Consider the following 16648-nt stretch of genomic DNA (forward strand, 5'->3'; position numbering starts at 1 on the left):
TTGTTTGTGTTGTTGCGGCTGAGCTGCCAATGCGGATGTGGTGGAAAAACCGACCACAATTAGACGGCGCGATGGCTACCGGGGCGAATGTAATCGAAAAACCGATTACATTAGACGGCGCGATGGCTACCGGGGCGAATGTAATCGAAAAACCGACTACATTAGATGCCTCGATGGCTGACGGGCTCAATGTAATCGAAAAACCGATTACATTCGGCCAGCGCACAGGCACATCGGCTTTGAGCATAGTATTTCCCCCAATGTGTGTTGCCCGCAATGCCCATCGGCCCAATGTTACCTCAGCCTCCCCAGCCTCACCGCCCCTTCATCATGAAGATCTGGAAGCAGACGCCGAACTTATCGGTCACCATGCCGTAAGCGGGACTGTAATAGGCCGGGGCCAGCTCGATATCGACGGTGCCACCTGCCTTCAGTGAGTTGAATAGCTGCTGTGCTTCAGCCTCGGTCTCCACCGTGAGACAGATGTTGATGCTGTTGCCCCGGCTGCGCGGCATACCCGGCTCATAATCGGCCACAAAAAACTTCGTCTCTCCCGCCAGCAGCACCGCATGGGCGATCTGCGCCTTTTCCTCCTCCGTCATCGGGGCGTCCGGGTTCTGTGGGCCTTCGCCCATCGTCTGCTTGAAGAGGACCACTGCGCCCAGCGCCTCCTGATAAAAGGCTATCGCCTCAGCGGCAGATCCGTCCACCAGAATATAAGGATTCATTTGCAGTTTCATGTCTTGTTCGCTCCTTGGAATATTTATTTGCCTGTACTAACCGGCTATGGTTATAGTGTAGACTATAATAGTGACAGGTCTTGTCATAGTTAAAATAATAGATGGAGTGAAACCTGTGTCGAAATCCAAAAGGCTGCTGGACCTGATGATGACCGTCAACCGCAAGCGCAAATTCACTGTCAGGGAGCTGGCTGACGAATTCCAAGTCTCTTCACGCACAATCCTTAGGGATTTGCAGGAGCTGGGGGAGCTGGGCGTACCGCTCTATTCCGAAGTGGGACCGCATGGTGGGTATCAGGTACTAAGCGAGAGAATCCTGCCGCCGATTGCGTTCACGGAGGAAGAGGCGGTGGCGATTTTTTTTGCCAGCCATGCCCTGCGCCATTATAAATATCTTCCCTTCAAGGAAGAATCCTTATCCGCCCTGCACAAGTTCTATAACTACATGTCTGGGGATGTCCGTGACCGGATTGATGAGATGAAGAACAGGATTGATTTTCTGACCCCGGCGCGGCAGGCGGAATTCCCTTATCTGTCTCAACTGCTGGAAGCGGCCACCGGGCAAAAAGTGCTGCTGATCGATTACCAGTCGAAGGGCCGCCGGCAGCAAAGGTGGATTCAGCCCGTCGGGATCTACGCCAGTAACGGCCTGTGGTATTGTCCGGCGCATTGCTTCCTGCGGGGCGGCATCCGGATCTTCCGCTGTGACCGGATCCAGTCTGCCGGGTATGATGAAGCGGGACCGGCCGCGCTTGATCTGCGTCATATCCACTTGGACAATACGGAGGAATACAGCAGCCCGCCGCAGCAGCAGGTGGAACCAAGCCTTATCCGGCTGTACATAGAGCTGGGCAGTGAGGGGGTTCAGGCCTGCGAAGGGGAGGTATGGTCCCCGGTGCTGCTGCATATGCGTGAAGATGGCACAGGCTGGCTGGGGGGCGAGATTCCGGGAAGCGATCTGGGCTTCTTCGCGCGGTTTGTGATTGGCCTGTGCAGCGAGGCAACGGTGCTGGAGCCGCCGGAGCTGGTGGCCGAGGTGAAGCGGACGCTTGCGGATATGCTGGAGAAGTATAGTTGATTTAAAAGCCCTGAAGATATTAGGCAGCTCCTGCACCCGCCACCAACCTCTCGTGAGAGATAAAAGTAGCTCATTGTATTTCCTGCAATAGAAAGCTTATATTTGGCCGTGAAATGATATTCTATTGTATTTCGTACATTGGAATATGGCATTGTGGGCGAAAAACAGCCTCTGTTCAACAATCAATTGTACCGAATACAATAGAATCTATTTCAAAGCTGTTTTGACAACAATCCGTTGTACAGAATGCAGTTACTGCTGTCCCATCGCCTAGAATAGTATCCGAATGACTGCGCAGGAATGAGGTTTAATCTGATGCTCTGCTAACCCAGCCACGCCCCCGCCAATCTGCGGATGCCCTCATCGATCAGGTCCTCAGCGATCCCGCCGAAGCCCAGGATGAATTCAGGCTGATCGTAGTCCGGCTTGCCCCACCAGGTGTAGGACATGGGGGTAACGCGAATGCCTTCAGCTTCCGCTATTGCGGCAAGCTCCTTGGCGCTGATGCTATTGCTGACTCTGTTGCTGACTCTGGAGCCAACTTCTGCTGCGGGCGGCTTAAAGGTCATCAGCAGATGGAATCCGGCATCCGTTCCGCTGAGCACTGCGGCATCGCCGAAATGCTGCCTGACTGATCGCAGCAGCAGGTCATGCTTGCGCTGATAGAGCAGGCGCATCCGGCGCAGGTGCTTTTCGAAATGCCCCCGCTCCATGAAATAGTGCAGCGCGATCTGATGAAGCCGGGAGGCCGAATGCTCCAGGTACAGCTCACTTCTCAGGCTGTGGTAGTCCGGCAGCAGCTCCTCCGGCAGAACCATGTAGTGAATACATAAGGCAGGAGTCACCGACTGGGCGAAGCTGCACATATAGATCACCGGGCTGCCCTCGGCCAGCCCTTGAAGCGCCGGAATCGGCCGCCCGTGATAGCGGAACTCCCCGTCATAATCATCCTCGATGATATAGCCGCCTGTGGACCGGGCCCATTCCAGCAATGCGAGGCGTTTGGTAATCGGCATGGTCATCCCCCGGGGAAACTGGTGGGACGGCGAGATGTACACAGCATCTGCCCCGCTGCTGTAGAGCTTGTCTGGCTGTAATCCATCCTCCTCCAGCGGAATCGGCAGGATACTGTATCCGCTGCGCCGGAATGCCGCCGGCAGCAGGTGGTACCCCGGATCTTCGATACCCAGTCCGTTAACCCTTCCCTTCAGCAGCAGACACAGCAAAGAACACAGCGTATATTGGTCGCCGCCGACTACAATCTGCTTCTCCGTGCAGCGCAGCCCGCGGAATTGCCGCAGATGGGCGGCGATGCTTGCGCGGAGGGCAGGCTCTCCTTGGGGGTCGCCGTACTGGAGCAGGTCTGGATTCGCCAGCTGCTCCTGGTAGAGGCTGCGCCATATTTTGTGCGGGAACAGGGAGAAATCATTGCGCGACATATGGAAATCATACGCATAGAGCCGTGAATCACGGGGCGTGATTGGGCGGGGTGCCGGACGGAGCCGTTCCCCGGCAGGAGCAGGGCTGCCTTCCTGGTGAACGGGCAGGATGTAATAGCCGCTGCGCGGCTTGCTGGCGATGAAGCCCTCTGCCAGAAGCTGCTGGTAGGCCAGCTCCACCGGAGTGGCGCTGATTCCGCATAACCCCGCCAGGCGGCGGATAGAAGGCAGGCGCGTGCCGCTCTGGAGGGCGCCGCTCAGGATTGCTTTTGCCAGATAATCATAGAGCTGTATGTAGTAAGGGGTCTCGCTGTGTTCATTCAGATCCGGGACAAGCAGCATGCTTCACCTTCCATCTGTCCTTTGAAACCGGACGTTTCTGTATATTTTATAGTATACAGATTTATATTACGATAAGGGCAATTACGACAGTGGGAGTGGACAGAGATGAACAGTAATTCAAGGCTTTTAACAGGGGATAAGGTATATTTGCGCTCCCTGAACGGGGAAGACGCCGGGCTGTATTATGAGATGTTCCACGGCGCGGAAGTCCGCAGGCTGACCGGTACCAAGAATCATGTCACCAAAGAGCAGATTGAGCAGTATATCGCCCGTAAATCCGGGGATGACAGTACGGTGCTGCTGCTGATCGCGCTGAAGGAGAACGACAAGGTGATCGGCGACATCGCCATTCAGGATATCGATGGGGATAACCGGAATGCCAATCTGCGGATCGCCATCGGGGACGAGCGGCATCAGGGACAAGGATACGGGCGCGAAGCGCTGCTGCTTATGCTGGATTACGGCTTCGGCATTCTGAATCTGCACAGGATTGAGCTGGAGGTCTACAGTTATAATGCCCGTGCTGCGCATGTCTATGAGTCCATCGGTTTTGTGCAGGAGGGGGTACGGCGCCAGACGCTGTTCTATAATCATGAGTATCATGATGTGATTATGATGGGCATGCTGGAGAGTGAATACCGGGAGCGTTATTTGAAGTAGAACAGAAAGGTCAAATAAGGTCAAATATTTCATAATGTTAAAATTTATTATAAAAAACGAGCCGAAACGCCGGATTTTCCCGGATTTTCGGCTTATACCGGTTTTGTTTTCTCCGGGGGTGCAGGCTATAATAAAGACATAGGTCAGACAAAGTCAAAGACTGAGTAAGACCAAATTCAAAAAACAAAAGTCAAATGAGAGGAGAATGAAGGATGTTTGATTTGGTTCCTTTTGGTAAACGCAGAGATGATGCTTTTGGTGTGCTGGCGAAGTCGCTGAACGAAATGTTTAATGATGATTTCTTCGCACCGTTGACCAGTAACGCGCTGTCTTTCCGGACGGACATCCGTGAGCGTGAAGGAGCATATCTGATCGAGGCCGAGCTTCCGGGCTTCCGCAAAGAAGAAATCGACATTGATTATTCCAGCCCTTACTTGACGATCAAGGCCGTCCGCAAAGAAGAGAACAGCGAAGAGAATAAGGAGCATCAGATGGTACGCCGCGAACGGCGGTATGGGGAATATGTACGCCGGTTCTACGTCCAGGATATTGCAGAGGAAGACATCCGTGCTTCTCTGAAGGATGGTGTACTGAGCCTGGAGGTGCCGAAACGGCAGAAGTCGCAGGGCAAGCGGATTGAAATTCAAGATGGCGGAAACGATACTCCAGACCGGAAAGAGCTTCAGTAAGCGGAAGGGGAGCCTTAAGAAGCAGATGGACATTCAAGTCCGGCTGAAGCTGCCGCTTCCGCAGTAGCTCAGGGCTTAGCGGCTGTAGCCGCTGGCCAATCCGGTTCACTGGGCGGCAGCAGGATTCCACCGGACTTTTCATATAGCACTTCATAATTAGACGCATTGTAGTGGGGGTTCCGGCTATAATGCGTCTTTTCCCGGAGGAAGGCAGAAGGTTCCCATTACACGAAAGGAGGAGGTCCCGGTGGCGGCAAATTATTATGAGCGTCTTGGGGTAGATCAGAAGGCGTCGAAGCAGGAGATCAAGAAGGCCTATCAGAAGCTGGCCAAAAAATGGCATCCCGATGTCAACAAGGCCCCGGAGGCAGAGGCGAAATTCAAGGAAGCAGCCGAGGCATATGAGGTGCTGGGCGACGAAGAGAAGCGCAAAATCTATGATGAGGAGCTCCGCTATGGAGCCGCAGCAGGCTCGCGGGGTCAGCGCAGCTACGGATCAGCCTCCTCTGCGTCATGGGAATCGCCATTTGGCGCGGGCTGGAGCAGCGGAGCCGGCTCTGCCGGTGGTATACCCGAAGAGGATCTGTTCGGGATGTTCTTCGGCAGCCGGGGCGCGGCTGACCGCGCCGGCTTCTTCTCGGGCAGCAGTGGTGCCCGTCCAGGCGGAAGCCCGTGGGGGGATGAGTTCAGTACGATGCAGGCCCAGCTTGAGATTACGCTGGAGCAGGCCTACAAAGGCGGTAATATCAGCGTTCAGGCGGCAGGCAAGGACCTGAATGTACAGATTCCCGCACGCTCGGCGGAAGGGACCGTCATTCGGGTACCGGGCGGCGGAAGCGGAGCGGGCCAGGGCGGCGATCTGCTGATCTCGCTGCATCTCCTGCCGCATGAGATCTATGAGCCGGACGGCGGCGATCTGCTCGGCACGGTTGAGATCGCCCCCTGGCAGGCTGTGCTTGGCGGGGAAGCCAAGGTGGCGCTGCCGGATGGCAGCAGCGTGAAGCTGAAGATCCCTGCCGGGATAGCCAGCGGCGGAACGCTGCGCCTCTCCGGCAAGGGGCTGAGACGTCCGGACGGAACGAATGGTGACATCCTGTTCCGGATGGAGATGGTCATTCCGGCCGGAACGACCGAGGCAGAGAAGAAGCTGTACCGCCAGCTGGCGGAGTCCGGCAGCTTCCAGGCCGGGGCGAAACGGCGTACCACAGGCGGAGCGCAGCGGCGCAGAGCCGCAACGCGGTAAGGCAGATTCTGATTCAGTAAATAACAGCCGGGCATCCGGCTGATTAACATATACATTGTAGAAAGGCGATGATCCTAATGGATTTCAATAAACTTACCCAGAAGCTGCAAGAGGCCGTGGCGGAGGCACAGTCGCTGGCGGGTTCCAGCGGGCATCAGGAGATTGACAATCTTCATCTGCTGAAGGCACTGCTCCAGCAGCATGAGGGCCTGCTGCCCCGGCTGCTGCAGAAGATGAATGTTCCCGCAGCAGAGCTGCTTCAGGGAACAGAAGCGCTGCTCCAGCGCAAACCCAGTGTAAGCGGGAGCGGAGCAGGCACCATGCGGCGCTATGCCTCGCCTGCGCTGATTGCTATGCTGGAGCAGGCGGAGCAGGAAGCGGCCAAGATGCAGGACGAATTCGTTGCGGTAGAGCATGCTGTTCTGGCGATGGTCTCGGATGCAAGCAGCGGGAACCGCGAGCTGCGCGGATTATTCACCAGCCGGGGCGTTACCCGGGAGAAGCTGCTCGGTGTGCTTGCGGAGATCCGCGGACACCAGCGGGTGACCAGCCGGGAGCCGGAGGCCACCTATGAGGTGCTGGAGAAGTACGGCCGCGATCTCGTAGCCGAGGTGCGGGCAGGTAAGATCGATCCGGTCATCGGGCGCGATGCCGAGATTCGCCGGGTGATCCGCATCCTCTCCCGCAAGACCAAGAATAACCCTGTTCTGATCGGGGAGCCGGGGGTCGGCAAGACAGCGATTGTGGAAGGGCTGGCCCACCGGATTGTCCGCCGGGATGTGCCGGAGGGACTGAAGGACAAGACGATTTTCTCGCTGGATATGAGCGCGCTGATTGCCGGTGCGAAATACCGCGGGGAGTTCGAGGAGCGGCTGCAGGCGGTGCTGAAGGAGATCCGCGAGAGTGACGGGCGGATTATTCTGTTCATTGACGAGCTGCATACGATTGTAGGTGCCGGTAAGACGGAGGGGGCCATGGATGCGGGCAACATGCTGAAGCCGATGCTGGCCCGGGGCGAGCTGCACTGTATCGGGGCGACCACGCTGGATGAGTACCGCAAATATATCGAGAAGGACCCGGCGCTCGAACGCCGCTTCCAGCAGGTGCTGGTCAGTGAGCCGGATGTCGAGGATACCATTTCGATTCTGCGGGGCTTGAAGGAACGCTTCGAGGTGCATCACGGGGTCAAAATCTACGACAGCGCCCTGGTCGCAGCCGGTGTGCTGTCCAACCGTTACATCACCGACCGCTTCCTGCCGGATAAGGCAATTGACCTGGTCGATGAAGCCTGCGCGATGATCCGCACGGAGATTGACTCTATGCCCGGCGAGATGGATGAGGTGACCCGCCGCCTGATGCAGATGGAGATAGAGGAAGCGGCGCTCAAAAAAGAAACCGACGACGCCAGTGCGCGCCGTCTGGAGAACCTCCAGCGGGAGCTGGCCGACCTCAAGGAGAAGCATCTGGAGATGACGGCCCGCTGGGAGAAGGAGAAATCGGCCATTCAGGGCATCCGTGACCTGAAGAAGCGGCTGGAGCAGGCCCGCAAGGATCTGGTCGATGCGCAGGAGATTTATGATCTCAACAAGTCGGCTGAATTAAGCTATGGCATTATTCCTGATCTGGAGCGGCAGCTTAAGGCCGCGGAGGAAGCGGCCCAGCAGGATCAGGAGACCCGGCTGCTGCGTGAAGCCGTGACGGAGGAGGAGATCGCCGATATTGTCTCACGCTGGACGGGTGTTCCCGTAAGCAGACTGGTGGAAGGCGAGCGGGATAAGCTGCTGCGGCTGGAGGATACGCTGCATGAGCGGGTAGTCGGGCAGGATGAGGCGGTCCGGCTGGTATCGGACGCTGTTCTTCGGGCAAGGGCCGGCATCAAGGACCCGAACCGTCCGATCGGCTCGTTCCTGTTCCTCGGGCCGACCGGGGTCGGGAAGACGGAGCTGGCTAAAGCACTGGCGGTATCGCTATTCGACCGCGAGGACGGCATGATCCGTATCGATATGTCAGAGTATATGGAGAAGCATAGTGTCTCCCGTCTCGTGGGCGCTCCTCCCGGATATGTCGGCTATGAAGAAGGCGGCCAACTGACTGAAGCGGTGCGCCGCCAGCCGTATACAGTAGTCCTGCTGGATGAGGTGGAAAAGGCTCATCCGGATGTGTTTAACATTCTGCTGCAGCTGCTGGATGACGGGCGGCTGACCGATTCCCAGGGCCGGATGGTCGACTTCAAGAACACTATTGTCATCATGACCTCCAATATCGGCTCACCGCATCTGATTCAGGGCACCGATGACAACGGCGAACTGACTGAAGCCGTGAAGGACCGGGTTATGAAGGAGCTGAGCGGGCATTTCCGTCCAGAGTTCCTCAACCGGGTGGATGATATTGTAATGTTCAAGCCGCTGACACTGGGCGAGACCCAGAGAATTGTAGTTAAGCTGGTAGATGGACTGCGTCTGCGTCTCGCAGAGCGGAATATCGGTCTCATGCTGAGCGACCGGGCAGTGCGCTTCATTGCGGAGGAAGGCTTCGACTCGGTGTATGGCGCCCGGCCGCTGAAGCGGTTCATCCAGCGCAGCCTGGAGACCCGGGTAGCGCGTGCGCTGATCGCCGGAGAAGCGGAGGAAGGCTCAGTGATGACTGTCGATGAAGCGGACGGAGAGCTGACCGTTGCAATAGCGAAATCAGAGTCTGCGAAGACAGTAGGATCGATGTGAAATGTAATGGGCCCCGGCGTCACCTCCTAGTATAGTGTCAACGGACCGAAGAGACCTTATCCCCACGAGAACGCCACCTTTTGCAGCGTAACGGACTCAGTGGACCTTATCGTCTTTCTGCGAGACGTTTTGGAGCTGAATGGCAGGGGATAAGGTCTTTGCGGTCCGCTAATCGCCCAAGTGAGGACTTTCTTCCCGGATAAGAGCACCTCAGTCCGTTACGCTAAGCCAAATGCCCCCAAATAACAAAATAAGGTTCGTTAGAAAGCGAAAAAAGCATATCTTTGTAGATGATATAAATATGGACTGGAACTGCCGTTGGAAGCGGTGCGGGGCAACGCTAGTACGGGCCTTTGGCGCTTTTACAGGCCTCCCGGCTAGGTCTTTGGTATAGTCCAATCAGCATCTTACTGAGACTATGTGACGATTTTTTGTAAATATGTGGTTGAAATGTTGTCATGGCGGAGGGTGCCGGGTAATAGAAATGATTAGAACTTTCGAATATGGCGGGATTTGAAGCAGAAGCCAAGGAAACGGAGGGAAAGATCATGGCGGCACAGACGGTATCCGGTATCAGCCCGGTACAGGCCACTACAGCTTACGGCAGCACACAGAGTGATGTCAGTTCTCTGGAGAAGCAGCGCAACCGGCTGCTGATGGAGCTGGACAAGGTGAATGCGGCGCAGGGCGGAGAGATGCAGACTCCTTATCGCCGGGAGCAGCTACAGCGGCAAATACGGCAGCTGGAGGCCCATCTGGTGCAGAAAAGCGGGAGTACCGCTTCGGCTTCATTTGTACCGGCTCCCCCGCTTCAGGATCATACTCCGCCCTTGGGGATTGAGGGAAAGGGAGGCTTTAAGGGCATCGGTCTGACCGATCCCCGGACAGCGACGGTAGACGCAGAAGGTCATTTTGATGCGTTGATTTAGATAAGGGAGTAGTGAACCCAATCCTTCCCTTTGACCGCGTTCATGTTTTCAAAGAAGCTTTGAGCGCGTTTGTTATTAGTAGAAGTAATCCAAGTCATGTTGGCATAGCCATGATTCTGTGAGTACTGTTGACATGCCAGGAATAGTTGTGATTCCACTTCGGTATCTCTAAAGGCTTCTCTTACGAAGAGGTCGTTCATAACAATGATTTTATCTGCTTTCATAGTGCTGAATGTAAAGAATAGGGTAGCAAAGCCGACCAACTCTCCATTCTGCTCTGCCACGAACTGCACCCCCTGCTGCTGGTCAAAAAGGGTCTGGATTAAAGAGTTGATTTTATCGGCAGAAGGTTTAGGGTTCTGATAAAAACCAACGATGTATTCATACATCAGCTCGGTCAGACTGCTTACATCATTAGGCTCAGCGTTTCTGATTATCAATGGCATAGGTGTGCTCCTTTTTCGTGAATAATGAATAATAATACAACTATCAGTATAATAACTCAATATGTGATAGACATATCCGTACAAAAAAGGCCATCCATAAAGGATGACCTTATCCAAAATCTAAAGGATTCTCACTATATTGTTAGAAACTGCCGGATAGTGTTCGAATATTTGCAGATCATGAATGCCGGTCTTGCCTGATAGATTAGCTATTCCTAATAGATAACAAGCGGGCAGCGCCACGGTTAGGGTGGCGTTTGCCCGCTTGTTCATGTGCTATCCCCGGCCTGTATGAAGTTAAGAATCTCCGTCACAATATGAGAAATGGCATCCTCCCGCGGGAGAAGAATGCATTGACTGACTATTTCAATGTCCTCCTGAAATAGCTCAATGATCTGGAGCATGGCCTCGGGCTGTTTTTGACGGACACCGGTCAGAAGGTCTGCGAATTCGCTGTCTGTGATAGCTGCTGGAGCATTTTTTGCTTCCATTTATTAACCCCCTGTTGACTCATGTGCAGCTGTGCCGCGACCTCAGCCTCTGTCATTTCCTGCAGATAAATCTTCTGCAGAATCACCTTTCCTTTGGTTGGAAGTGTATTTAATAGCTGCTCTACGGACAACCGGTTAATCATCTCCTCCGTTTCATCCCGCTGAGCCGGGCGGATATCCATGAAGGTACATTCATGCCGGCGGGTTCGCTTGCTGCGGTATTGTAAGCGCCAGCCGATTCGATAGATTTCCTGCCGGTAACGCTGTATCATTTGCTGTTCCATTGCCGTTACGCCTCCTCTTCTATATATCTTTCTAATAATAGGGAAATATTAGGTTATATTTTACAACCAAAATACGAACTTATGTTCTGTTATTTTAGCATATTTATCTGCGCACCTATAGTGATTTATTTCCTGTGGCTTATCCGCAAAAAAAGAAGAAGCCCCGACAGGGAGCCTCTTTCTCTCTTCATATGACTAATTTTCCGCATTATTCGCTCCAAGGCACCAGCCGGGGATGCGGGTCAAGGATGGATTGATATTGCTCCTTCCAGCCGTACCGGGCGTCCGGGTCCAGCAGCATATAACGCAGATACTTCTCCAGCCGGAATTCCGGCTTCGACCAGCCGAGATGCTTCAGACGCAGGTTGCTTAACTGATGGGGCAGCTCGAAGATATTCTCCGGCAGCCGCCCGCAGTGCTGCGGCAGATCATTCCAGGCATAGGTGAAGTCTTCCCGGTAACGGAGCAGGAACGGGCGGTAGCTCTGGTGAGCCTGCCAGTACCTGTCCTCGCGGTAGCTGGCCTCATCCCAGAAGTCGTAGAGCCGGAAGCAGAATAAGTCGCAATCTGCTGTACGCAGCAGGGAATCAACCTCCTCTGGAAAACAGGACTCGAACAGCTCATCTCCGTCCAGATTAAGAATCCACTCGGGCCGGGTCCTAACCACCGCCTCCCACTGCTGCCTGCGCAGCTCTGATTCATTATGGAAGCGGGAGACAGGGTTCTGTATCAGGTGGAGCGGAATCCCCTCCAGAGCCTCGCGGCAGATATCGGCTGTATCATCTGTGCTTGCATCGTCGATTATGACGGCCTCATCGATATACTTGCGATGCTCCTGCAGCACCTGACGCAGGAACCTGGTGCCTTCATTCTTGACGATCATGGTGAGAGTCAGCTTGGGCCGGCGGGAAGCAGGAGCTGCCGGATAAATCTTTTCCGCTCCGGTTGCGTCAACAGGCGGAGGCTCTTTGGACAAGTGCTGCCGGGCTTCGGCTTCGGTCCACAGCACCTCCCACTGCGCTGCTGCCTCCGGCACTCTTTTGTCAGCGGGGGGCTGATCCGTCTCTGCGCAATCTGGCAGATCTTCAGCAGAGGTTACATTGCTGTCTTCAATGCTCGCTGCTTCGTGTGAGGCATCCGGCTCTGCTTCCGTGCCCGAGGTGTGCCGGATGAACTCCGCTACCAGATCCAGATCGCTGTCTCTGTAGAGGTGCAGCGCCGGGAAGTGGGTATCCACGAAGAGCGGAAGGCCGAGCGCCGCTGCACGGATGCAGAAATGACGGTCCTCTCCCCAGTAGGAGATGTTGTGCACCCGGTCGTAGCTGATTCCGGAGCTGAGGGCTGAGCTGCTGATCAGCGTGCAGGCGCCAAGTCCGCCAACCTCATAGATTCCGGGCTGCTGCATCTTCTGCAAAAAAGCAAAAAAGCGGTGCTGAATCTCCTCCGGCGTGAGCTGCTCTCCCGGATGAATCTCCCACTGGTTGTATTCGTCATGCATCCATACCTGCGGCTGCAGCATTGTATTCGGCTGCCACTGTGTCCAGAAAATCTCGGAGATAATATCCTTGCCTGTACCGATCAGGTGCAGCAGCGTCTCCGGGTGGAGAATGAGATCGGAATCAATCAGGAACAGGTAGTCATAGCCGAAGGCCTCGGCCCGCCGGATCATCAGATTCTTAAATCCGGCTACCTTCCAGATCAGATTGGAATGCCAGACATGCGTATGCTCATCACGGATATAGTCATCATGATAGCCGGAGGATTGCAGGAAGACGGATCTGCCGTTCCGGGCGAACTGCTGCAGCAGCTGGCTTGCGGCTTCATCCGGGTTATCATCAATCAGATAGAAATCAAGATCGATATCCTTCAGGTTCAGACGCAGCAGAGCTTTCAGGAATTGCTCCAGGATCGCCGGTTTTTGATGGATCGGGCTGCCTAGCAGCACCCGGGTTCTATTCGAGTTCATAGCAGGCCACTCCAGAATAAGGTCAACATGATAGAACATCCCCTTGGATTCGCAAATAGTTGATATAAATTATATGTATTCGATATTTTTAGAGAAGTACCGGACTTTCCCCATTTCCCTGAAATAATAACCTGCATGTATAGAGGAGAGCCGTATTGCCGTCTGCCCTGAGCTGTTGTACAATACCGCTAATATATATAATCCCCGGAAGAGGGCAGGCAGGAGTGAGAGGATGGACAAGCCAACGTTAAAAGTACAGCAATTGATCAATGTCCTCCTGGCGATGAATCCGCGTGCCGAGGTGTTCCTGCATACGGAGGGCGGAGAGCTTAGGCCGCTCGTGGACGAGGATATTGAGGAGATTTATGCGCCGCTGCATGCTGCCAAGACGGCAGTTTATATCGGTGCACCGGCAGACATTGCAACCCATGTAGAGGAGGAGGCGCCATGAAGCAGGCTCTAATCCGTCTGGAGCAGGGACCGGAGATTCAGCTGGAGCTGTTCGAACAGGAGGCGCCGGGAACCGTAGCCAATTTTGAAAAGCTTGCGAACAGCGGCTTTTACAACGGTCTGGCCTTTCAACGTGTGGTTCGCGGCTTCGTCGCCCAAGGAGGCTGCCCGGAGCGCAACGGCAGAGGCGGCACAGATCCCATTCCCTGTGAGACGCAGGGGAATCCCCATAAGCATGTGCGCGGGGCGCTGTCTATGGCGCATTTTGGACCGGGTACGGGGTCCTGCCAGTTTTTTATCTGTTATGATACGTTCGATTATCTGGATGGCTGGCATACGGTATTCGGCAGGGTCACAGAAGGCATGGAGCATGTCGATGCCCTGCGGCGCGGAGCGGTGATGCAGGAGGTCCGCGTCTGGTAGAGATCATGGTAAATTCATACATTGTAATTCCGAGTATTCCGATATATAATTGCTCAACAACGAGTAAGAATGCTCATAGACATGGAGGAAGAGACAATGCGTAAAGGGATAACTGGGGTTGCTATTCTACTATTATTAACACTGGTGATCAGTGCATGTTCCAATGGGAATAACGCTTCATCTACTAATGCCGCACAGACACCGGCTGCATCACAAGAGCCAGCCGCCGGCGAACCGAAGGATGGAGGCAGTCTGATTATAGGGGTCGCTTCCGATCCGGTAGTACTGAACCCGAACTATGCGGGCGACCGTGTCAGCCTAACCATTGACCAGGCGCTATATGCTCCGCTGTTCCAGGTGAACAACGGCAAGAAGACCTTCTACCTGGCAGACAGCCTGACACCTTCAAGCGATAATCTGACGTATACATTGAAGCTTAAGGATGGATTGACCTGGCATGATGGAGAGAAGCTGACGGCAGATGACGTTGTGTTCACCATCGACAGCATTCTTGATGAGAAGCAGAACAGCTTCCTGCGTGCCAACTTCCTGATTGGCGACAAAGCGATTAAGGCTGTCAAGGTCGATGACCTGACTGTGGAGTTCAAGCTGCCGCAGGTCAGCCCGGCTTTTGAAGCTACGCTGGTACAGGTAACCCCGATTCCTAAGCATATTTTTGAGAATGAGACCAACATCGAGAAGAGCACCAAGAACGCTTCTCCGGTAGGCTCCGGTGCCTTCAAGTTCAAGGAATACAAGGCCGGCGAGTACCTGACGCTGGAGCGCTTCGACAACTACTTCGGCGGCAAGCCGCATCTGGATTCGGTCACTTACCGGATTGCCAAGGATACCAATGCTGCGAATCTGGCTCTGCAGAACGGCGAGATTAATGTGCAGTATCTGGACCCGAAGGATGTTCCTACGATTCAAGCGACGAATAATTTTGAGATTCTCCCGTATAGCGAAGGCCGCCTCGCTTATCTCATGTTCAATGCGAACAGCGATACCGGCGCCCTCGCCAAAAAAGAAGTCCGCCAAGCCCTGTCCCTGGCCCTTAGCCGCGACGAGCTGATCCAGACGGCGTACACATCCAGCGAATATGCTGATCCGGCAAAGTCCTTCCTGACACCGGATGCGCTGTACTTCACGAACGAGGTCCCTACCTTTGACAATGATGCTGCCAAGGCGAAGGAACTGCTGGCTTCTGCCGGTGAGAGCAACCTGAAGCTCCGGTATATCGTACAGAGCGGGAACAAGGCGCAGGAAGCCATCTCGCTGTATGTGCAGCAGAAGCTGAAGGCAATCGGCGTAGAGGTTGAATTGCAGAACATGGATTCCTCGGCCTGGGTGCAGAAATTCATTGATCTGAAGGCGACCGATTATGAGCTGGCGTTGACCGGCTATATCATGGGCTATGATCCGGATGCGTACCGTATCCTGTTCACTACGGGCAGCTCATCTAATTACTCGCATTATTCCAACAGTGAAGTTGACAAGCTGATGAATGACGGTGCAGGCGAAGCAGATCCGGCCAAGCGTGCAGAGATCTACAAGAAAGCACAGGAACTGGTAGCCGAAGATGCACCGATCTATCCGATCGCCTATACTAAGACTGTGGTAGCGGTATCGAAGAACTACGGCGGTATTGATGAAGCGGTACTGAAGCCTGTCGTCATCTTCGAAGACCTGTCCAAGATTTACAAGAAATAATCTGCCTCACAAAATAAGCAAGGCAAAAAAATAAGCTGGTTTTCCCAGCTTATTTTTGCCTGTTAAGAGCTGGGAGAAGCTGCGTATGAGACAACTCATCGTCCGAAGGTTGCTGCAAACATTGCCGATGCTGTTTTTCGTATCGGTGGTCTGTTTTACTATGATTAAGCTGGCTCCGGGAGATCCGGTGCTGTCATTTGTGACGCCCAATATGCATGCCGATGATATTGAGCGTATCCGCCATAATCTGGGGCTGGATAAGCCTGCTTATATCCAATATTTCATCTGGGTCAAAGAGATGGTCCAGGGTAATTTCGGCTATTCCCTGGTCAATCACCAGCCCGTGCTGGGCCAGATCCTGGAACGTCTGCCTGCGACAGCGGGACTAATGGGCAGCGCCATCGCGCTGGCGGTAATCCTGGCAATTCCGCTAGGCCTCGTGGCCGGTGCGAACCGCAACCGCTGGGTAGACAAGCTGATCAATTTTATCGCTTATATCGGCATCTCCATCCCCTTATTCTGGCTGGCGATCCTGCTGATGTATCTGTTCGCGATCAAGCTGCATCTGCTTCCAAGCATGGGGATGCGCACCATTGGTGTGGAATCGCCGCTTGATGTGCTGAAGCACGGGATATTACCTTGTACGGTGCTGGCCTTCAGTTTCCTGTCCGGGTATGTGCGCTATATCCGCTCCAGTACCATCGGACAGCTTAAGGAGGAGTATGTGCAGATCCAGTACGCTTTTGGCTCGAAGAAATCCACGATTCTGTTCCGCCATGTGCTGAAGCATGTCCTGCTGCCGGTCATCACTCTAATCGGTATGTCGATGGGAGATCTGGTGGCCGGGGCGATTGTTACGGAGACGGTGTTCTCCTGGCCGGGGATCGGCTCCCTGGGAATGACGGCGGTGAAGGGGATGGATTATCCTGTCATTATGGGGATTACTTTGTTCTCTTCCTTAATGCTGATCTTCGGTAATCTGGTGGCAGATATTCTCTACAGCTTTGTTGATCCAAGAATCAAACTGAAGGGGTGACC

16 protein-coding genes are annotated in these 16648 nt (G+C 54.4%); 10 read left to right on the top strand and 6 right to left on the bottom strand.

The window, feature by feature from the left end; genetic code table 11:
* Positions 1–314 precede the first annotated feature (314 nt).
* Entirely contained in the window at positions 315–740 is a 426-nt protein-coding gene (locus NSS83_RS21310; RefSeq protein WP_341182972.1) for a VOC family protein, read from the bottom strand.
* 115 nt (positions 741–855) lie between these two features.
* Here NSS83_RS21310 and NSS83_RS21315 point away from each other — a divergent pair, with 115 nt between their 5' ends.
* A complete protein-coding gene (locus tag NSS83_RS21315) occupies positions 856–1818 on the top strand; it encodes a YafY family protein (protein WP_341182971.1) in 963 nt (320 codons plus the stop codon).
* A 323-nt stretch (positions 1819–2141) separates the two neighbouring features.
* On the opposite strand, the gene NSS83_RS21320 is transcribed toward NSS83_RS21315, so the two are convergent.
* On the bottom strand, positions 2142–3599 hold the full coding sequence (locus tag NSS83_RS21320) for a PLP-dependent aminotransferase family protein (RefSeq protein WP_341346422.1): 1458 nt from the start codon (positions 3597–3599) through the stop codon (positions 2142–2144).
* Between the two features lie 105 nt (positions 3600–3704).
* On the opposite strand from NSS83_RS21320, the gene NSS83_RS21325 reads away from it, so the two are divergent.
* The 5 genes from NSS83_RS21325 (at position 3705) to NSS83_RS21345 (ending at position 9840) form a co-directional block, all read left to right on the top strand.
* Positions 3705–4259, top strand: a complete 555-nt coding sequence (locus tag NSS83_RS21325; RefSeq protein ID WP_341346423.1) for a GNAT family protein — start codon at positions 3705–3707, stop codon at positions 4257–4259.
* Positions 4260–4471: 212 nt separating this feature from the next.
* The gene (locus NSS83_RS21330; RefSeq protein ID WP_341346424.1) at positions 4472–4948 is read left to right on the top strand and encodes an Hsp20/alpha crystallin family protein; all 477 of its coding nucleotides are present in this window, start codon (positions 4472–4474) and stop codon (positions 4946–4948) included.
* A 247-nt stretch (positions 4949–5195) separates the two neighbouring features.
* Positions 5196–6191: a DnaJ C-terminal domain-containing protein gene (locus NSS83_RS21335; protein WP_341346425.1), complete on the top strand. Its 996-nt coding sequence runs from the start codon at positions 5196–5198 to the stop codon at positions 6189–6191.
* Between the two features lie 77 nt (positions 6192–6268).
* Positions 6269–8911 (top strand): ATP-dependent chaperone ClpB, encoded by a 2643-nt coding sequence (gene clpB, locus NSS83_RS21340; protein WP_341346426.1) that lies wholly within the window; start codon positions 6269–6271, stop codon positions 8909–8911.
* 548 nt (positions 8912–9459) lie between these two features.
* The gene (locus NSS83_RS21345) at positions 9460–9840 is read left to right on the top strand and encodes a hypothetical protein (RefSeq protein ID WP_340757560.1); all 381 of its coding nucleotides are present in this window, start codon (positions 9460–9462) and stop codon (positions 9838–9840) included.
* On the opposite strand, the gene NSS83_RS21350 is transcribed toward NSS83_RS21345, so the two are convergent.
* From NSS83_RS21350 to NSS83_RS21365, 4 genes are all read right to left on the bottom strand, one after another.
* Positions 9837–10286: a GNAT family N-acetyltransferase gene (locus tag NSS83_RS21350; RefSeq protein ID WP_341182965.1), complete on the bottom strand. Its 450-nt coding sequence runs from the start codon at positions 10284–10286 to the stop codon at positions 9837–9839. The genes NSS83_RS21345 and NSS83_RS21350 overlap by 4 nt on opposite strands.
* 269 nt (positions 10287–10555) lie before the next feature.
* The gene (locus tag NSS83_RS21355; RefSeq protein ID WP_076077403.1) at positions 10556–10777 is read right to left on the bottom strand and encodes a hypothetical protein; all 222 of its coding nucleotides are present in this window, start codon (positions 10775–10777) and stop codon (positions 10556–10558) included.
* Positions 10720–11061 carry a sigma factor-like helix-turn-helix DNA-binding protein gene (locus tag NSS83_RS21360; protein WP_341182964.1) on the bottom strand — a complete coding sequence of 114 codons (342 nt, stop codon included), beginning with the start codon at positions 11059–11061 and terminating at the stop codon, positions 10720–10722. Before NSS83_RS21360 ends, NSS83_RS21355 begins: the two co-directional genes overlap by 58 nt.
* A 208-nt stretch (positions 11062–11269) precedes the next feature.
* A complete protein-coding gene (locus NSS83_RS21365; protein ID WP_341346427.1) occupies positions 11270–13027 on the bottom strand; it encodes a glycosyltransferase family 2 protein in 1758 nt (585 codons plus the stop codon).
* 232 nt (positions 13028–13259) lie between these two features.
* Here NSS83_RS21365 and NSS83_RS21370 point away from each other — a divergent pair, with 232 nt between their 5' ends.
* The 4 genes from NSS83_RS21370 to NSS83_RS21385 all read left to right on the top strand — a co-directional run bounded on the left by NSS83_RS21370 (position 13260) and on the right by NSS83_RS21385 (position 16646).
* The gene (locus tag NSS83_RS21370; protein ID WP_341182962.1) at positions 13260–13478 is read left to right on the top strand and encodes a hypothetical protein; all 219 of its coding nucleotides are present in this window, start codon (positions 13260–13262) and stop codon (positions 13476–13478) included.
* Entirely contained in the window at positions 13475–13900 is a 426-nt protein-coding gene (locus NSS83_RS21375) for a peptidylprolyl isomerase (RefSeq protein ID WP_341182961.1), read from the top strand. The genes NSS83_RS21370 and NSS83_RS21375 overlap by 4 nt, the downstream gene beginning before the upstream one ends.
* Before the next feature lie 96 nt (positions 13901–13996).
* On the top strand, positions 13997–15610 hold the full coding sequence (locus NSS83_RS21380) for an ABC transporter substrate-binding protein (RefSeq protein WP_341346428.1): 1614 nt from the start codon (positions 13997–13999) through the stop codon (positions 15608–15610).
* A gap of 85 nt (positions 15611–15695) precedes the next feature.
* Positions 15696–16646 carry an ABC transporter permease gene (locus tag NSS83_RS21385; protein WP_341182959.1) on the top strand — a complete coding sequence of 317 codons (951 nt, stop codon included), beginning with the start codon at positions 15696–15698 and terminating at the stop codon, positions 16644–16646.
* Positions 16647–16648 lie beyond the last annotated feature (2 nt).

This window comes from Paenibacillus sp. FSL H3-0469, assembly GCF_038051945.1.
GTDB lineage: Bacteria > Bacillota > Bacilli > Paenibacillales > Paenibacillaceae > Paenibacillus_AQ.

Coding starts and splice junctions, on each gene's coding strand:
- clpB (WP_341346426.1), top strand. CDS start 6,269: ATGGATTTCAATAAACTTACCCAGAAGCTGCAAGAGGCCGTGGCGGAG.
- NSS83_RS21380 (WP_341346428.1), top strand. CDS start 13,997: ATGCGTAAAGGGATAACTGGGGTTGCTATTCTACTATTATTAACACTG.
- NSS83_RS21355 (WP_076077403.1), bottom strand. CDS start 10,777: ATGGAAGCAAAAAATGCTCCAGCAGCTATCACAGACAGCGAATTCGCA.
- NSS83_RS21330 (WP_341346424.1), top strand. CDS start 4,472: ATGTTTGATTTGGTTCCTTTTGGTAAACGCAGAGATGATGCTTTTGGT.
- NSS83_RS21325 (WP_341346423.1), top strand. CDS start 3,705: ATGAACAGTAATTCAAGGCTTTTAACAGGGGATAAGGTATATTTGCGC.
- NSS83_RS21345 (WP_340757560.1), top strand. CDS start 9,460: ATGGCGGCACAGACGGTATCCGGTATCAGCCCGGTACAGGCCACTACA.
- NSS83_RS21370 (WP_341182962.1), top strand. CDS start 13,260: ATGGACAAGCCAACGTTAAAAGTACAGCAATTGATCAATGTCCTCCTG.
- NSS83_RS21375 (WP_341182961.1), top strand. CDS start 13,475: ATGAAGCAGGCTCTAATCCGTCTGGAGCAGGGACCGGAGATTCAGCTG.
- NSS83_RS21360 (WP_341182964.1), bottom strand. CDS start 11,061: ATGGAACAGCAAATGATACAGCGTTACCGGCAGGAAATCTATCGAATC.
- NSS83_RS21350 (WP_341182965.1), bottom strand. CDS start 10,286: ATGCCATTGATAATCAGAAACGCTGAGCCTAATGATGTAAGCAGTCTG.
- NSS83_RS21365 (WP_341346427.1), bottom strand. CDS start 13,027: ATGAACTCGAATAGAACCCGGGTGCTGCTAGGCAGCCCGATCCATCAA.
- NSS83_RS21310 (WP_341182972.1), bottom strand. CDS start 740: ATGAAACTGCAAATGAATCCTTATATTCTGGTGGACGGATCTGCCGCT.
- NSS83_RS21385 (WP_341182959.1), top strand. CDS start 15,696: ATGAGACAACTCATCGTCCGAAGGTTGCTGCAAACATTGCCGATGCTG.
- NSS83_RS21320 (WP_341346422.1), bottom strand. CDS start 3,599: ATGCTGCTTGTCCCGGATCTGAATGAACACAGCGAGACCCCTTACTAC.